The organism is Pleionea litopenaei (assembly GCF_031198435.1).
In the GTDB taxonomy this organism is placed as follows: Bacteria; Pseudomonadota; Gammaproteobacteria; order Enterobacterales; family Kangiellaceae; genus Pleionea; species Pleionea litopenaei.
The window spans coordinates 3424018-3441097 of the sequence record NZ_CP133548.1 but is presented as its reverse complement, the minus strand read 5'-3'; the positions used below and the strand labels follow the sequence as shown (position 1 = coordinate 3441097).

The following is a 17080-nucleotide window of genomic DNA, read 5'->3' as shown; positions in this document are numbered from 1 at the left end:
CTATTACTCTGCTGAAAATACAGGAATGGTTAGTAAGTCTGGCGCCATTTGTTTACGAGCCATTCTTAAACCCTGCGAAATTCTGCTCGCATAGCTTTTGTCTAGATTTTCCCATTGACGTGTCTGTTGATTCCAAACTCCTAAGGTCCGCTTATCGCGCGATTGAAACATTAATGCAATACGGCCTATACGAAGGAAATCAACGTCTTGAGGTTGGCCATCAATTTCAAAGCTATCCGTATAAGCTTCAATGGTACGACCATAATCCAACTCAATTTGATAAGCCTCAAGAACCCGACGAAACTTTTCAGAGACAGCCACATTTGCTTGATCCATTAATGATTTTAAAGAAGCAATACGTTGCTTACGCTCTTCTTCTAAGAAGGGCACATCAAGCTTAACAAAGTCTTCTAATCCATCAATCATACGAAGCATCAATGGCGTAATTTGACGCTCGATAACGCTTACTTTATCGATCGATTGATTCAAATCAGCCATTTCTTGAATTTGACTTTCAATTTGTTTAGCCAATTGAAGGTTGTAAATTTTCAAACCTTCAGTTTCTTTATTGGTCGACTTAAAGGCTTGTAGCTTGTCGTCAATCTGATCACTAATGGCGTCAACACGCTTTTGCGAGTTAGCAGCTGACTCGGTAATTTTAGAACTTTTATCAATAACCGGTTCTAAAGATTCAGCAGCGTTTCCTACAATAGGAAAAGCCACCAATCCGGCAATAATTACGGATAGTTTAAACATGAAACACTCCCATACACTTTCTGAAACAGCGATTGAAAATTCAATCTTGTTGCGGTCAATGACCGACTTCCCAAATAAAATTCTTTATGAGCTTGAATTACATCTACCTAAGACAGGAACAATGAATGAGTGAAACTTTATAACTGGGAAAGTAAATTAAGTTTCATCATGCCTACCGTCGGTAGATGTAATTCAAGCTCACAAGATAAATAACGTGTTACCAATTTATGTCACTTTCGTGACTCGATAACGGCACTCAGTTTAGATATGTAATATGACGGTTCTGTGAAGGAGAAATGACATCTCGATTACCGATGATGAAATAAAGGTGTCATAAAAATGAAAAGTATAGTGCACAAAAAAGGGGCGACAACGCCCCTTATAGAAGAGAATCAATAAGTTAGAAGTTAGTACTAAAACTTACACTTAATTCAGTACCTGGGTTTTCTCTTAAAATGGTGACACCTTCTTGTTCAATTTCTTTATCTTGATCAAGAATATTTTTCAATCTAACTTTTACGGTAGAATCAAAACTTGGGTACCATGTATAAACCATATCAAGAGAGTGGAAAGGTTTTTCTTCACCATCTTCAAAACCATTCACACCAGGAACAATGATTCGAGGACCGAACGCGTTATAAACCACCGTCGCAGAATGATTGTTATCAAGAGAATCCCAACCGAGTTGCAAGTTCATTACCCACTCAGAATGTCCGATAAGACGGCGTTTATTGTTCGTGATAACTTCAGTAACACCTTGGTTAGTTTCTAGAGCTTCAGCAAGTTGTTGCTCAAACAAGCTTGTTCCCGGACTGTTCAGCCCGATATCGACTTGTGAATCTGACAAGGTCACATTACCCGATACAAAGTAATTCGACCAGTTATCTCCTAAGAAAGTTAAGTCTTTCAAAAACTCAACTTCAACACCATAAACCTCGCCCGATTCTGCGTTCGCGGTTAACAACTGAGGAGCGCCTTCCGTCGCACTAGGTAATTCGATCATTTCAATAGGACGATCGATGTCTTTTGCAAAGAAAGCGACCGATAAATTTTCGCCACTCGGCATGTACCATTCCCAACGCACATCAACATTATTGATCGCAGAGCTTTGCAACGAAGTCGAACCTCTCACTAAGAATTCAGTCAACGGGTCGATGTAAAACGTCGTTGATATATCTCTAAGATCAGGACGGATAGCAGTTTGAGAGAAGTTAAAACGCCATTGACGTTCTGCATCAACAATATAGGTTGCTGCGATCGAAGCGAAGATATCATCTTCTTGGAAGATTAAACCTTCAATCTCCGCCGTATCAACATCAAAAAAGTTAGTGTGAGGTTGATAAGGAATCGACACTTGACGAAAATCTTCATAACGCAAGCCTCCAGTATAGCGCCAATTTCCAGACTCGTAATCGGCCATCAAATAGAAAGCGTCAATGAGTGTGGTTGCGCGATATTTATCGCCACCGGTGGTTTGATCATCTAAGCGTAACGAGAAATCACTTTGCGCCAAGTTTTGATCTGAGAAGATCTGAGAGTAGTCACTGCCTTGAAGATACGTCGAAGGAATAGCGAAGGTTTGAATAGCGACATCAACATTGCTCGCATAGCGTTGCTTTTCAACAAAATCAGCCCCAGCTTTAAGTTCAAACGTGTAGTTATCCATAAAGAATGGTAACGCGATATTTCCACCCCAGTTTTTCGCATCATCGATCAAATACTGATACATATATTTAGTATCAACATCAGACGCTAGACGTTCAGTACGAGTGCCATTTTCTAGATTAACTCGGAAGAAAGCCTCAAGTGCACCAGGCGCATAACGTTCCGCTTCACTGGTACTGTAATACCAATCGACTGATAAATTATTCCAGTCAGCAAAGTTGTGAGTCCCTTTGACTTGATGCGTCATCATTTCACGTTCTTCGTAAAGTACATCTAACTGACGACGCTCATCGTCGGGCTCATCAATGGTGTTGGTCGACTCAAGTAAACGATTTCTCAAGCGATCACGTGTGTCGCGAAGAGATAGATTATTAAACTCAAAGCGATGAGACTCATTAAAGTCAAATCCAAAATTCAACATTCCGCTGACTTTTACATTATGTTCAGTCGAAGCACCATCGGCAAACTCTTGAATTTTTATACCATTCGAGGTTCTTGATAAGTTGTTTACATTGCGTTCATTTGAAACTGTCCATTCATTTTTATATGCGAAGGACGCTAAATAACCGAAACGCGAATTCTCGCCAAAATCGTAACGATCACCCAATGTAAAATCGAAGCCATAATCAGGATCGATACTTTCTTCCGCCGCTGAATAATCTCGGTTCATTGAACTCAGAACATTAACAGCTTCACTACTTGAAAGATTGTTTAACCCTCGACGCAAATTATTCGCTAAGGTTCTAGGCATTGCACGAGAACCATCATCGCGACCTTGCCAATCGTCACCGCCACCAGAATACCAAGGAGAGCTTCCTGAATTGTTGGTATTGATACCTAATGAAGCACCGACTTTAAAAATTGACTCTTCGGGAATCGATTTGATACGAATGTCAACATTACCACCTGCAAAATGCGCTGGTAGATCAGGTGAGTAGGCCTTCTGAACATTCAAGCTTTCGATGATGCCAGAAGGAAACAAATCAAGCGGCAGTACTGATCGTGTTGGATCAGGACTTGGTACAATCATGCTGTCGAGTTGCGTTGCTGAATAACGCTCACCGAGACCACGCACATAAATAAATTTACCGTCGACCAGAGTAAGGCCGGTGACACGACGAAGCGCTGAAGCAGCATCGCTATCGCCCGTTCGAGAAATTTGCTCGGCACCCATGATGTCAGCAACAAAGGCTTGGTTTTTTCTCTCTTCTAAAACGGCTTGCGCAGTGCCTTGCAAACGACTGCCTTCAACGACAACTTCTTCGATCGTTTCTTCAGGTTCTTCAGCCGCAAAAGCAGTCATGGAGACGCTGCTTGATAGTAGCGCCAACGCAACCGCGTTATAAATTCGATTGGTTTTACTTTTTAACATTTCTACACTCCAAACAGCCATCAACTCATCCCCTAAAAATCGATTGAGCTGATAAACAACAACTAAAGAGAGGCAAGGCCCGCTCTTTAGTTGTCTCTTTTCTATTGATTCGGATGACCTTTAAGGCTTATTACAAACCGACCGTTACCCATCCTGCAGTCCAATCACTTCCGGATTTAACTGCACCAATAAAGTCAACTTGGTCAAACCAACTGTCGATAGCATCAACATCTGCAGCAGCTGCTGCTGTAACCGTTTCGTATCCAGTGATAACGTCGGCCATCGATGCAGCGGTTGAGTTTCCAGCTTGTCCTAAGAACCACTCTTCAGTCGTTAGTGTTGCCGTGGCCATGCCTTTGAAGTTTTCTCCATTTTCACAAGCAACCACTGAGTTCTGCATAATCAACTCTCCAGACTCTGCATTGGCTTGTGCTTCGGCGCCATCAACTTCTAAACACTCTCCCATGCCTGCAGGGCCAGTGATGATGAAGTTATAAAGTTCGCCGGCGGTTCCATTCCGAAGAAGAACACCTTCTGAACCTTCATCCGTTGCAGTGCTACCAATAATGGTCACGTTAGCTACGCGAGGTTTAGTTAAAGGAGTGGCTGAAGGGAAGGTTTCGCTATTGTCTAGCTCAAAGCCACGATGCGCTTTGGTGTCGTTATGTTTAACCAAAACATATTGCGCGCGTCCAGTCCAACCGAACGACCAGTCAAAACTGTCATCACCGTTTCCGGTTAATACCACATGACGTACATCAACGGTGCCACCAAAAAACTCAACGCCGTCATCTAAGTTTTCATGCACTTGAATGTAGTCAACAACCGTTCCACGACCGACACCGGCAAAACTAATACCGTTTAACTCATCGCCAGATCCCAATGTCATTCCGGCTTGCTTAACGACCACGTAGCGTAAAACTCCAGAATTATCATCAGGGTTATCGCCACCGTATATGCCAGCATTACCCTCTGCACTAATTCCACAGTTCGCCAGTTCAGTCGCATCGGCATCAGTGTCTGCATCAGCTCCGTCACATAGATTAGATGGCGCATTACCTAGAAGTACTAAGCCACCCCACTGACCGATTCCAGTAACACCACCAGTCATGTCTTCAATTGACGTCATAATGATTGGTGACGTTGCACTACCAAGCGCCATGATTTTTGAATCACGTCGAGCAACTAAGAAGTCGTCTCCTGATTCGCCAATGAGCGTAGTGCCTGGCTCGATGTACAATGTTGAGCTGTCTGCTCGGTCATTACCAACGGCTGTGCGACCTTTTAATACCCAGTGCTTGTCGTTAGTTAAAACAACGTCTTGGGTGAATACGACATCGGTGTCTAACACATAGACGGGTTTATCGGTGATGGCCGGATAACTAGCCGATTGATTCGTTGCTAAGCCTTGAACATCGGCAGCGGTAACACCTGCAGGAACGCCTGTGTTAACGCCGTAAGTCCAACCGTCCATCCAGTTAGTTTGACCATCGAATGCGCCAATGTAATCGGTTGATTGGAACCAGCTGTCGCTGTACGCATCTGCCGCGTCAACACCTGCGCCCAACAGAGGAGAGCCAGCTCCTGGAGTAAATCCATCTGCAAGAAGATTTAACGCATCGGTATCGTTGTATGCCGCATTGCCCGTTTGTGCTAAGAACCAAGCTTCGACGGTATCGCCAGACGTATTAGCCGTTCCTTTAAAGTTTTCGCCGTTCTCACAGGCCATGATTGAATGCGTCATGATTAAGTTGCCTGCTTCTGCATTGGCTTGAGCTTCGGCACCCGACACTTCTAGACACTCGCCCATACCTGCAGGACCCGTAACCACCATGTTGTGAATTCGACCAGCGGTTCCGTTACGCAGCAATACACCTTCTGAACCTTCGTCTGTTGCATTACTACCAATCACAGTAATGTTAGAAACGATTGGATTAGTAAGTGGCGTAGAACCTGGAGCGCCTTCACTGTTATCAAGTTCAAATGCGCGGTGAGCTTTAGTGTCATTGTGTTGAACATAAATGAACTGTGCTTTACCCGTCCAACCAAATGACCAGTCAAAGCTATCATCACCATTGCCCGTTAATACCACGTGACGAACATTCACTGTTCCACCGAAGAACTCAACACCATCGTCTAAGTTTTCATGCACTTGAATGTAGTCAACCGTCGTACCACGACCAACACCAGCGAAGCTAATTCCGTTTAGTTCATCACCTGAACCCAAGGTTTTACCAGCGTACTTAACCACAACATATTTCAACGTACCTGAGTTGTCGTCTTCATCATCGCCACCGTAAATTCCAGCGTTACCTTCGGCACTGATTCCGCAGCTCGCTAACTCTGCTGCGTCAGCAACATCATCACCGTTGCCATCACATAGATTCGAAGGTGCATTTCCAAGCAGTACTAAACCACCCCATTGACCAATGCCTGTTTCTAAACCTGTAACATCTTGAATAGAAGTCATAACTATTGGAGCGTTTGAAGTACCTACCGCTTCAATTTTCGAGCCACGACGTGCGACTAAGAAATCATCGCCGGTTTCACCAATCAAGGTTGTGCCTTGTTGAATGTATAGCGTTGAAGCGTTCGCGCGATCGTTACCCACCGCTGTGCGACCGTTTAAGATCCAGTGCGCATCGTTGGTCAAGGTTGTGTCTTCAGTAAACACTACATCCGCCGTCAATTCATAAACTGGTTTGTCGGTAATTTGTGGGTAGCTCGAAGAAACGTCCGTTGCCAATCCTTTTTGGAAAGCGTTTTGAATATTCGCAGGGAATCCTCCACGAACACCGACCGTCCAGCCTTCGGTCCAGTCGTTTGTGCCATCAAACGCACCGATATAATCAACTGAATCAAAGAAGGAGTCATCCGCAGAAGTATCACGTCCAGCGCCTAACAATGGAGAACCCGCTTGTGGCTCGTAACCATTTACCGCTAGGTTCAGTGCCGACGAATCAGAGTAAGCCGCGTTGCCCGTTTGCGCTAAAAACCACTCTTCTGTGGTTTGCGTTGTGGTCGCATTGCCTTTGAAATTTTCACCGTTGTTACATGCCATCACCGAGTGAGTCATGGTTAAATCTAAAGATTCAGCATTCGCTTGTGACTCAGCGCCCGATACCTCTAAACATTCACCCATTCCTGCAGGACCAGTGACCAACACATTGTACAGGTGACCAGCGGTACCGTTGCGTAATAAAATGCCCTCGGAACCTTCATCCGTTGCCGTGCTTCCAACAATAGTGATATTGGAAACCATCGGTTGTGTTAATGGTGTTGCACCCGGAAAGTCTTCGTTATTATCTAACTCAAAACCACGGTGAGCTTTCGTGTCATTGTGTTGAACATACACATATTGCGCTTTACCGGTCCAACCAAACGACCAATCAAAACTGTCATCGCCATTGCCTGTTAATACAACGTGCTTAACATTAACGGTTCCACCAAAGAACTCGACACCATCGTCTAGGTTTTCGTGTACTTGAATGTAATCAACAAGGGTTCCATCACCCACGCCAGCAAAGCTAATTCCATTCAGCTCGTCGCCTGAACCCAATGCATTCCCAGCATGTTTAACGACGACATAACGCAGCACACCTGAATTATCATTCGGATTATCTCCGCCGTATAAGCCAGCATCGCCTTCTGCAGAAATACCACAGTTAGCCAGCTCATCGGCGCTAGCATCTAAGTCGGCATCTGGGCCATCGCAAAGGTTAGAAGGAGCGTTACCGAGAAGAACTAAACCACCCCATTGACCTATACCCGTTTGATCACCATTCACATCTTGGTATGACGTCATGATAATCGGCTGCGACGCTGTTCCGTCGGCATCAATTTGTGAGCCACGACGAACCACTAGGAAGTCTTCACCTTCATTACCGATAATGGTAGTGCCAGGGTTAATAGTTAAGGTTGCTGAATCAGCATTGTCGTTACCAACAGCGACGCGTCCATCAAGCAACCAAAGGATATTGTTAGTCAAGGAGGTGTCACTCGTGAAGGTGTGATCTTTATCGATCTCACAGACTCGGCTGAACGAACCAATCGCACTAACTTCGGTTGCGAAATCTGGGCAAAAGCTGGTTGGTGTACCTGGATCAACAGGCGGTTGAACGACTTCGTCTCCCTCAACGATTTTAATATCGCCACTACAGCCAGCAAGTACGAGTGCACTTGCAACGGCGCTGGCAGTCATTATCATTTTAAATTTCATCATTTTCTCCGGTAAGGATTTTAATGTGCGTAAATCATCACAAGCTGGCAGGGTAGAGCGTTAAAGTTTCACAAATATGACATTTGGAGATGTCATATTTATTTAATTTAAGTGAAACTAATCGTTCATTTAATTGACACTTAATTGTCAAGAACCGGAGATAAAGTGTTCGCCGTTTAGCGAATCATATGGCGTTAAGCAGTCTGCATACATTAGTTAATAATTGTTATGCAGTTATTGATTATGTTTCTTTCATTTTATCAAAGCGTCTAGACGATTCGGTCCTACATTGGGTCTGGCGCTTTTTTTACTCTTTTATTTCAACGAATAAACATTGCTCACTCGATTTATTTCCTAAGTGGCCCTTTAATAATGAAATTGATGTCTCCTTTTAACGGCATCAAACTTAGTTAGCTATCAAATTAACACTCAAGTAGAAGCATTCTTGCTCCCCCTAAAAAGCAATTTAATTTATAATCCAGTTTAGAAAAGCACTTCTCAGCGAAGTAAGGACTCGGACCTCGGAGAAGTAAGGATTTGGTGTCTCTCTTTGATTGAGTTGAACGCTCAGGTTTGCTTTGATGCCCAAAGACCACTAAAAAGACAACAGAAAAGGCATACTTTAATTAATGCTTCATATCTTCCTGCACTTCCTAGTTCCTCTAATTATTAGCTATTCTCTGCGTAATAGTCTTTTTAAATTTAGCCAATGGTGGCTGGTTTATATTTTAATGATGGTCACGATGCTGGTGGACTTAGATCACCTACTCGCCGACCCTATCTATGACCCAGGTCGTTGCAGTATTAACTTTCATCCATTGCATCAAGTCGTGTTGTTTCCAGGCTACATTGCCCTTATGTTCTTCGAGCGAACTCGGGCAATTGGATTTGGCTTGGTCATTCATATGGTGCTCGATTCCATTGATTGTCAAGTGACTAATGGCGTATGGTGGACAGCCCCTCTTCTGGCTTAGTCTTTCTACTCCATCGAAAAGACACTCTATCTAAAAGAGTTTTTATTTAAAGACACCATTATTCAGTAAAGATGATTCACCTGAGGATTATTCACTAAGGGCCATTCACTGCTGATTATTCACTAAGAATTCTTTCCATAGGCAGTCTTAAAACCATACAAAGACCTGAGTCTGGAGCGCTGCGGTTTTTCGCACAAATATCACCACCGTGCGCTAATATGGCTCGCCGAGCGATAGCTAAGCCAAGACCTGTTCCGCCTGATTCTCGTGCTCGAGCATCATCGGTTCGAAAGAAAGGATCAAACAGTTTGTCCAAACTTTCATCTTTAACGCCACTGCCTTGATCACATATTAAGACATTTAAAAACCCTTGCTCTTGTTGCGTAAACACTTCGACTAGGGAATCATCTGGCGCATACTTAATAGCATTCCTTAAGCAGTTTTCAACGGCACTGCGCAACAGCCCATAGTAGCCGTTTAGCTCAATGTCATTAGTTGAAATATGATAATTAACATTTAACTTTATGTTGCGTTGATTCGCTTCATAAGAAACGTCTTTCATCAACTGTTCGAGTAATTCATTTAAATTAAACCGCTGCTCAGCTTCATACAATTGCCCGCGTTCTAATGATGCCAGCTTTAACAACTGCGCAATCATTTGCTCCATTAACTCGCAGTCTTTCACCACTTGTTTTAAATGCTTGACGTCGTCATGGTTTAATTGCTTTTCAATTAAACCTAACGCAATTTGCATGCGCGTAAGCGGTGAACGAAGTTCATGAGAGACGTCTGAGAGCATTTGTTTCTGAGCAGATACCGTTGCTAAAATCTTCTCAGCCATCTGGTCAAAATCTTGGGCCAGCTCAAAAAACTCATCTCTACGATTGCCCATACTTTCAGAGGCTTTTATATTGTCTCCATTGGCCAGTTGATTAGCGGATTGCTGCAGTAAGCGTATAGGTCGGGTAATGGTCCAGGCTAATAAAAAGCACATCGCAGCACTGGTAGCCAAAAAAATTAAGGCTTGCCAAATACTGATCGAATGTAAAATATGAAAGATCACTCGTCCTTTATAACGACCAATAAATTGAGTAACGATCAATTGGTAACTGACATTCTCAATGGTAATTTTCGGGCCGCCAATATAAATAAAATCGCCATACACGGCCACTCGTCCCGCCACTTCAGGTTGCGCTAACAAACCGACCACCGGAACGGGTAATTTCTCGCCCTTCCAATCTTTCAATTGTTCATCAACCAAATAAAAAGGTCTAAACTGGTCCTTTTCAGGCGGTATGCGTTTAAATCGGGGAGGCTCATACGGTCTTAAAAGATTCCGAGCAAAGCGTAACTTTCGGCGCTCTAACATATCTGACTCCAAAAGCTTCGCTAATTTTTTACTTATGCCAACCATTTCTCGATCAGCTGAATAGTAACTAATAGAGTCTTTAACCAAAGCCCAACTGGTCAAGAACACCAAGACTAAAAGAATCAGTGACAACCAAAACCAAATAAAAACTTTCCAAAAAACTTTTAATCGATTAAACGGCCACATATTGATAACCTGTTCCACGAATAGTTTTAATTCGCTCTATTGGACAATCAGTTGAACTGAGCTTCTTTCGTAAATGACTAATGTGCATATCGATACTACGGTCAAAGGCCAGTAATTTCCTACCTAAACACTGTTCGCTAATTTGCTCTCGAGTAATTAGGTCTCCTGCATGTCGCAATAGTAAGACTAAAATATCAAATTCAGTCGCTGTCAGGTCGATAAGGTTTCCAGCGACCTTAACTTCTCGGCGCTTAATATCTAATAGTACATCGAGTGCTTCAATGACCTCATCAGGTACTTGTGTGTTATCTGTTGGAACTGAATTAAAGCGACGAATGATGCTGCGAATACGTGCGACTAATTCTCTAGGATTACATGGTTTCGCTAAATAATCATCAGCTCCCATTTCCAACCCTAAAATTCGATCAATGTCATCACCTTTTGCCGTTAGCATTAAGATAGGCATATTACGTGTTCGGCTAACTTCTCTTAGAACATCAAATCCATTTTTGTTAGGAAGCATCACATCCAAAATCATCAAATCGAAATTTGTCGTCGCCAATGTTTCAGCAACTTGTCCACCGTCATGCACCATATCTAAAGTAAAGCCCTCTTGAGTTAAATACTCCTTGAGTAACTGACATAGCTCAATATCATCATCAACCAGTAACAAATGATGCATAGCAACCTCTCTCGTTCATCATTGCCTTTAGTATACGCTATTGATAGCAATAGAATTGTAAAATTTACGCAATCAGATTTACATAATCTTTACATAAGCAACAGCCAACTTTGCATTTCATTTTCTATAATCGACACTAAGCTGATTCGCAGGTTCGCTAGCGCAAGCAAACTGAATAGGGATCAACTTATGGCAACTTTGACCTAAGTCTAACTAATGAGGACAACGCTATGAAGAAACTAACAACTTACTTAACCTATGTTGCACTGGTTATCAGTAGCAGCTTTGCTTTTGCAGGACCACATCATGACCATGCCGATAAGGGAAAACGTCACATCGAGTTCCTAACCGACAAGCTTCAACTCGATGAAGCTCAAGTAGAGGCGATTAAGAATGTTTTCGCGAGCCAAAAAGCGCAAGCAACCCCTTATCACCAATCTATGAAAAGCTTGAAGCAAGCATTGCATCAAGAGCTTAACAGCGACTCGCCAGACAAAGCCAAACTCAGTGAGTTGAATCGTCAAATCAGCGATAATAAAACGGAACTCATGCTTATTCGTAAGCAGACAGAAAAGCAAATGAATGCCGTTCTTACCACTGAGCAGCAAGCAAAACTCGAAGTGCTCAAAGAGATGCGCCAAGATAAACGTGAGCGCCGAAAGTCTCGACGTCATAGCGAAAATTAATAATTAAGCATTTTAACAATCATTATCTAGCCTGACCTCATGCCAAACGCTTGAGGTCAGTGTGCATTTGCATTAACGTAGACCTTTATCTATCGACTTTAGGTCTGTTATGCGTCGTTTATTAGTCACTTTATTTTTCGCTACTCCTTGCCTACTACTCGCGGCAATACAACCCGCTCCCGATCGACAACAAGGAGAAGGCCCTTATCAACGCCTGATTTTACGAGGGGTTACACTCATCGCAGGGCATGGCGCACCACCGATTGGACCGGTCGATATTGTCATTGAGAAAAATCGAATTGCCGAAATCCGTGTTGTGGGAAACCCTGGGGTACCCATTAAAGCTCAGCGTCCAGCCGTGGATAAATCCACCAAAGAAATGGATCTTGAAGGCTACTTTGTCCTTCCCGGATTCATCGATCTGCATGGCCACCTAGGTGGAGAAGCGCAAGGAACACCAGCAGAATATGTATTAAAGCTTTGGTTAGCTCACGGCATTACAACCGTGCGCGAGCCTGGAAGCTTTAACGGCCTGCGATGGACAGTAGACCATCAAAAGCGAAGCGCTAAAAATGCCATTACCGCTCCACGACTGGTACCCTACGTTGGGTTTGGGATGGGGCGCGAGAAGCCATTCACTAACGTCAAACAGGTTCGTGACTGGGTTGATGAGGTTGCTGATGACGGAGCTAAAGGAATCAAATTCTTTGGCGCCAAGCCTGAATTTATCCAAGCCGCAATAACCCAAGCAAAAAAACACAATATGGGCACCACGATGCACCATGCGCAAATCGATGTGGTTCGCATGAACGCTCGCATTAGCGCCAATATGGGTTTAACCTCAATGGAGCATTGGTATGGCTTACCCGAGGCACTTTTTGAAGATCAAGTTATTCAAGATTATCCTTCCGATTATAACTATCAAGATGAACAACATCGTTTTTCAGAAGCGGGTAACTTATGGCTTCAGGCTGCTCCTCCGGGCAGCAATAAATGGAATGAATTACGCGACGAGCTAATTTCTCTCGATTTTACATTGAATCCAACCTTTACAATCTATGAAGCCAGTCGCGATTTAATGCGTGAAAGAAATGCTGACTGGCATAAAGATTATACGTTACCCAGTTTATGGAAATTTTTCGAACCAAACCGCTATGCACATGGCTCTTATTGGTTTGACTGGACCACACAAGATGAAATTAACTGGAAAAATAACTTTCAACGCTGGATGACCTTTGTGAATGACTACAAAAATCACGGCGGACGAGTCACCACAGGCTCTGACAGTGGATACATCTATAAAGTTTATGGGTTCGGTTATATTCGCGAACTCGAATTACTGCAAGAAGCGGGATTTCACCCTTTAGAAGTTATCAAGTCAGCCACCATTAATGGTGCCGAAGTACTGAATATGGCCGATCAAATCGGTTCCATTGAAGTCGGTAAATTAGCCGACATGGTCATTGTAAAAGAAAATCCGCTGCAAAATTTTAAAGTGTTATATGGCACAGGTCACTTCAAGTTAAGTGATGAGAATCAACCGATAAGAACGCATGGCATTCGGTATACGATAAAAGATGGTATCGTTTACGATGCTCAAGCGCTGTTGAGCGATGTACGAGAAATGGTCAAACAAGCGAAGCAACAACAGCCCAAAAACTAACGATCAATTGTTTGCTATTTAATTTTTGTTAATTTACTTTTGTTATTTAATTATTGCCGTTAAAGCCGCCTACTAAGCTCGTCGCTTAGTAGGCATATACTCACTGCCAATTACTGGCGTCCCAATTAAACTCATCCCACTGAGCAAGCGACGGTCCTTTTGAGCTGGATCCCGATCCACAGCTCATCACTAAACTGGCCGCAATCCCGATGATGACCCAGCGAAGCTTCTTAACTAAATGATTCATTCGATACTTTCTCATGAGTCTCTCCTTAAATTTGGTACTGAATGCGACATCCAGAAATCATCAGGTTAGAGACTGCTTCTGTCCGCTGTATCCAAAAACGTACGTAATACATATAGGTGGCATTATCAATCACTGTATTTTCAATCACGCCATCTTCGTCAGTAAGTGAACGTAACCCATTTAAGTTTCCGGAAGTCGTTAAATCAATATCAACCATGCTTTGATAGACACCAGGAGGAGCACCTTCTAATACACTGACTCGCATGAGTAAAATACTTCCACCATTAAAATTGGCCGTGTTGTGATTATCACGCACCAAACAGTTCATTCCCGTAACCGTAGCTCCATCGGGCAAAATGACTGGCGCTTGAACGATATCGGTTAAGTCGACAGTATTGTAAAGTCCTGAAGAATTCATTCGTAAGTTGGGGTAGCCGGCATTGTTAAATGCAGCTATGTTGACTGGGTATATCTTATTTGAAACTTGATTTAGCAAAGCAATTGCATCACTGTTGGTTGAAATATTTGCGGCATTGGTTGAAATATTATTGCTATTGGTCGTGATGCGAGCATCATTGTCATCAACCGCGGCTTTTACTGCATTAAAATTATCATTTACTTCGGATGCTCGCGCTGGCGTACCCGCTGAGAAGCTGTTAGGAATGGTAACGTCACTGGCAAGAACACTTAGACATGCACAGCTTCCTGCTACAATTATTATGTTTTTGAGATATTTTTTCATGATCGACTCCTTGTTCAAACTTTAAACAGGATATAAAAATCATTATCTGAGTTCAATCTAAAAAATATCGAGTATGATTTGATAATCGGTAATCGTTACTTATGCGTTAAAACAGGTGTCAGGCTAGAGTGGTTGCCCCTTTACAAAGCGGGCGAAAAATTAGACGCCACTTTATCCCAAGTATGCTGAGGCGGAAAATACTCATGCTCTATAGACACCGCTAAAGACAAGTATTTATCGTCATCCACTAACATAACTTTTAGATCCAATAACCTTTGCAACCGCTCTTCAATTGAATTAACGGCCTCAGGATAGCGCTCAAGGACTTTACTCTTTAGCTTGCTAATACTTCTAATTTGATCACACTCCAGATACAACCAACGGTCGACACCGGTCAATTTAATTTGTTCTTTAACCGCGCAATCGCGATCGTCGACAATCGTTAGCGTGTCTTCGTCATCAAAATAAAATAATGCGGAGTACTCAAACGCATCTTGCCATTGATGAACCGCTCGATTTACTTTTTCTGAATATGAAAACATATCATGAGCGACTTCGTAGTCACCGATAAAGTAATAGGCAACGCGAGCACGTTCCTCATCTGTGAATTCAGGATATAAAAATTTAAACGCGCTAAACGGCCTTAAACTTTTAATGCCATATTGAGAAGGGTTTGAGTGGTACGGGCTAAAACGATCGATTCGAATCCAGCTGACATCTGGCGGGGTGAAATGACTGAGTAACGGAAACCACTCCAACTGCTGATAATGATCATTCGCGACTTCGCCAGGAAAGCCAGCAAGATAGTTCCAAACAGGTCGAACCCCAAACTCACGACACCATTTTAGAAACTGCACATTCTGAAGACCCGTAATACCTTTCTTCATCATTTTTAATAAACGATTACTAAAGCTCTCAATTCCCGGTTGTATAATATTTAAACCTGCATCTCGGTATAGCTTTAAGTGCTCTTTACGTAAGTTAGCTTTCGTTTCGTAAAATATATCTAGGCTAAGAGAGCTATCTCTAAGCTTAGGAAGAAACGTCCGTAAATAGTCCATCGGTATAATGTTATCCACAACGGCAATGGTTTTGGTGTAATCGCCATATTTCTTAGTTAGATAAACGAACTCCTCCATCGCTCTCTCAGCACTTTTAAAGCGATAATTCATGGTTTCGTTGTTCAACCCACAGAAGGTACAGTGGTGCTTTTGTCCCCACCAACAACCTCTCGAAGTTTCAACCATCATACTTAGATGTTCGTCTGATAATGATGACTGATCGACACGCTGCTCAAAAAAGTCATCAAAATTTGGAAAAGGAATGTTGTTCATGTTTTCCGGTTTAACCGCGATTTGCGGGAGTGATGGAATAGACCCACGAATAAGAAAGTTTTTATCATTGTACGGCGTTTTGTTAGAAAGCAGAGCCGTTACAAAATCACTAAAAACATGTTCACCCATACCGAGACAAACAGCATCAACAAAGTCAAACTTCTCCATCATCACTCGCCCCATATCTGAAGCACAGTTGGCACCGCCAAACGCAATAATTAAGTGAGGAAAGTCTGCTTTAAGTCTTCTTGCCAATGCCAAAGACGCCATATGCTGCTGGAACATACTGGTAAAGCCAACGACCTTAACTTGACTCCAGTCGACAGCATCGACGCAATGATCAATAAATTCATCAACGACCGAACGACAATACCAAATACCCGATAAAACATCGTCAGACACGCAACGATTATCATGATGCGGATGTTCATTGGCGCGGTCTTTTAAGACCTGCTCTATGTATTCCTGATCTCGCGAGCTATCCTTACCCCAAAGGTTCTCGCTAAAAATCCAGTCTCCAACTAACTGAGCCGTTGGAAGCTGTTCTAAATCAAGCAAAATATCGAGACCCACTCTTTCAGCATAATCAATATTAAAGTATCGAACCGAACACCCTATGCCTCTAGCATCCAACTCAGACTTTAAAACACTCAAACCAAGCGAAGGTGTTTGTGAGGTAACGATTGGCATATTCACCAATACTACCTTCGATGACAAATTAAGTTCTTGCTTATCCTTCATAAGTTAGGTCTCGTTTAAATGAGTTTATCCACGGCGAGTTCGAAACGGAATTTCTTTTTCACCATTCAAATAATCTCTAATTTGCTCCACATCCTTAAGCTCATCTTTAGTGAAACTGCGCAATAACTCTTTATGTTTATCATTGAGTTTCGCTTCTTTTCCATACTTTTCAATGGCGGCTTTCATATCTCCGCTTTCAATCGCATGATTGAGTAACTTCTTTAACCCTGCTTCATCAACCTTATCTTCTTTCTTCATCTCTAAAGGCTTGATTTCACCTTTCTCTTCACTTGCATTTGCTTCATTAAGTAAGATGCTATTGCTTACCCCCATTACTGCCAGTACCGAACTAAGTTTAGCCGCCGTGGCTAACATTCTCATGCGCGACGACTGTGATTTATTTTGATTACTCATTGTTGCCTCCTAATGGTTTTGGTCACCTTC

Annotated in this window: 12 protein-coding genes; 3 read left to right on the top strand and 9 right to left on the bottom strand. The window is 42.7% G+C overall.

From position 1 onward, the window contains the following. Window positions 1-3: 3 nt before the first annotated feature. From Q9312_RS15470 to Q9312_RS15460, 3 genes are all read right to left on the bottom strand, one after another. A complete protein-coding gene (locus Q9312_RS15470; protein WP_309201765.1) occupies window positions 4-756 on the bottom strand; it encodes a DUF3450 domain-containing protein in 753 nt (250 codons plus the stop codon). Window positions 757-1156: 400 nt separating this feature from the next. Then, complete coding sequence (locus Q9312_RS15465) at window positions 1157-3814, bottom strand: TonB-dependent receptor plug domain-containing protein (protein ID WP_309201764.1); 2658 nt, start codon at window positions 3812-3814, stop codon at window positions 1157-1159. A gap of 109 nt (window positions 3815-3923) precedes the next feature. Further along, window positions 3924-8015 (bottom strand): beta-helix domain-containing protein, encoded by a 4092-nt coding sequence (locus Q9312_RS15460; protein ID WP_309201763.1) that lies wholly within the window; start codon window positions 8013-8015, stop codon window positions 3924-3926. A 626-nt stretch (window positions 8016-8641) separates the two neighbouring features. Between Q9312_RS15460 and Q9312_RS15455 the strand changes: the two genes are divergently transcribed. Beyond that, window positions 8642-8986, top strand: coding sequence for a DUF6122 family protein (locus tag Q9312_RS15455; RefSeq protein WP_309201762.1), 345 nt, complete (start codon window positions 8642-8644; stop codon window positions 8984-8986). Window positions 8987-9101: 115 nt separating this feature from the next. Here Q9312_RS15455 and Q9312_RS15450 read toward each other — a convergent pair whose 3' ends face one another. Continuing rightward, complete coding sequence (locus tag Q9312_RS15450) at window positions 9102-10541, bottom strand: ATP-binding protein (RefSeq protein ID WP_309201761.1); 1440 nt, start codon at window positions 10539-10541, stop codon at window positions 9102-9104. Beyond that, window positions 10528-11223: a response regulator gene (locus Q9312_RS15445; RefSeq protein ID WP_309201760.1), complete on the bottom strand. Its 696-nt coding sequence runs from the start codon at window positions 11221-11223 to the stop codon at window positions 10528-10530. The genes Q9312_RS15450 and Q9312_RS15445 overlap by 14 nt, the downstream gene beginning before the upstream one ends. Window positions 11224-11453: 230 nt before the next feature. Between Q9312_RS15445 and Q9312_RS15440 the strand changes: the two genes are divergently transcribed. Both Q9312_RS15440 and Q9312_RS15435 read left to right on the top strand, forming a co-directional pair. Continuing rightward, window positions 11454-11909, top strand: a complete 456-nt coding sequence (locus Q9312_RS15440) for a Spy/CpxP family protein refolding chaperone (RefSeq protein ID WP_309201759.1) — start codon at window positions 11454-11456, stop codon at window positions 11907-11909. A 109-nt stretch (window positions 11910-12018) separates the two neighbouring features. Further along, entirely contained in the window at window positions 12019-13572 is a 1554-nt protein-coding gene (locus Q9312_RS15435) for an amidohydrolase family protein (RefSeq protein WP_309201758.1), read from the top strand. A 100-nt stretch (window positions 13573-13672) separates the two neighbouring features. Here the strand turns inward: Q9312_RS15435 and Q9312_RS15430 are convergent, their stop codons facing one another. The 4 genes from Q9312_RS15430 to Q9312_RS15415 all read right to left on the bottom strand — a co-directional run bounded on the left by Q9312_RS15430 (window position 13673) and on the right by Q9312_RS15415 (window position 17050). Beyond that, a complete protein-coding gene (locus tag Q9312_RS15430; RefSeq protein ID WP_309201757.1) occupies window positions 13673-13834 on the bottom strand; it encodes a hypothetical protein in 162 nt (53 codons plus the stop codon). 10 nt (window positions 13835-13844) lie between these two features. Beyond that, window positions 13845-14561, bottom strand: a complete 717-nt coding sequence (locus Q9312_RS15425; RefSeq protein WP_309201756.1) for a hypothetical protein — start codon at window positions 14559-14561, stop codon at window positions 13845-13847. 140 nt (window positions 14562-14701) lie between these two features. Next, window positions 14702-16636 (bottom strand): RiPP maturation radical SAM C-methyltransferase, encoded by a 1935-nt coding sequence (locus tag Q9312_RS15420; protein ID WP_309201755.1) that lies wholly within the window; start codon window positions 16634-16636, stop codon window positions 14702-14704. A 24-nt stretch (window positions 16637-16660) separates the two neighbouring features. After that, entirely contained in the window at window positions 16661-17050 is a 390-nt protein-coding gene (locus Q9312_RS15415) for a hypothetical protein (protein WP_309201754.1), read from the bottom strand. Window positions 17051-17080 lie beyond the last annotated feature (30 nt).

What these genes read in the sequence shown, in the direction of transcription:
- Q9312_RS15415 (WP_309201754.1), bottom strand. Translation starts at nt 17,050, where the DNA reads ATGAGTAATCAAAATAAATCACAGTCGTCGCGCATGAGAATGTTAGCC.
- Q9312_RS15440 (WP_309201759.1), top strand. Translation starts at nt 11,454, where the DNA reads ATGAAGAAACTAACAACTTACTTAACCTATGTTGCACTGGTTATCAGT.
- Q9312_RS15425 (WP_309201756.1), bottom strand. Translation starts at nt 14,561, where the DNA reads ATGAAAAAATATCTCAAAAACATAATAATTGTAGCAGGAAGCTGTGCA.
- Q9312_RS15430 (WP_309201757.1), bottom strand. Translation starts at nt 13,834, where the DNA reads ATGAGAAAGTATCGAATGAATCATTTAGTTAAGAAGCTTCGCTGGGTC.
- Q9312_RS15470 (WP_309201765.1), bottom strand. Translation starts at nt 756, where the DNA reads ATGTTTAAACTATCCGTAATTATTGCCGGATTGGTGGCTTTTCCTATT.
- Q9312_RS15420 (WP_309201755.1), bottom strand. Translation starts at nt 16,636, where the DNA reads ATGAAGGATAAGCAAGAACTTAATTTGTCATCGAAGGTAGTATTGGTG.
- Q9312_RS15445 (WP_309201760.1), bottom strand. Translation starts at nt 11,223, where the DNA reads ATGCATCATTTGTTACTGGTTGATGATGATATTGAGCTATGTCAGTTA.
- Q9312_RS15460 (WP_309201763.1), bottom strand. Translation starts at nt 8,015, where the DNA reads ATGATGAAATTTAAAATGATAATGACTGCCAGCGCCGTTGCAAGTGCA.
- Q9312_RS15450 (WP_309201761.1), bottom strand. Translation starts at nt 10,541, where the DNA reads ATGTGGCCGTTTAATCGATTAAAAGTTTTTTGGAAAGTTTTTATTTGG.
- Q9312_RS15455 (WP_309201762.1), top strand. Translation starts at nt 8,642, where the DNA reads ATGCTTCATATCTTCCTGCACTTCCTAGTTCCTCTAATTATTAGCTAT.
- Q9312_RS15435 (WP_309201758.1), top strand. Translation starts at nt 12,019, where the DNA reads ATGCGTCGTTTATTAGTCACTTTATTTTTCGCTACTCCTTGCCTACTA.
- Q9312_RS15465 (WP_309201764.1), bottom strand. Translation starts at nt 3,814, where the DNA reads ATGGCTGTTTGGAGTGTAGAAATGTTAAAAAGTAAAACCAATCGAATT.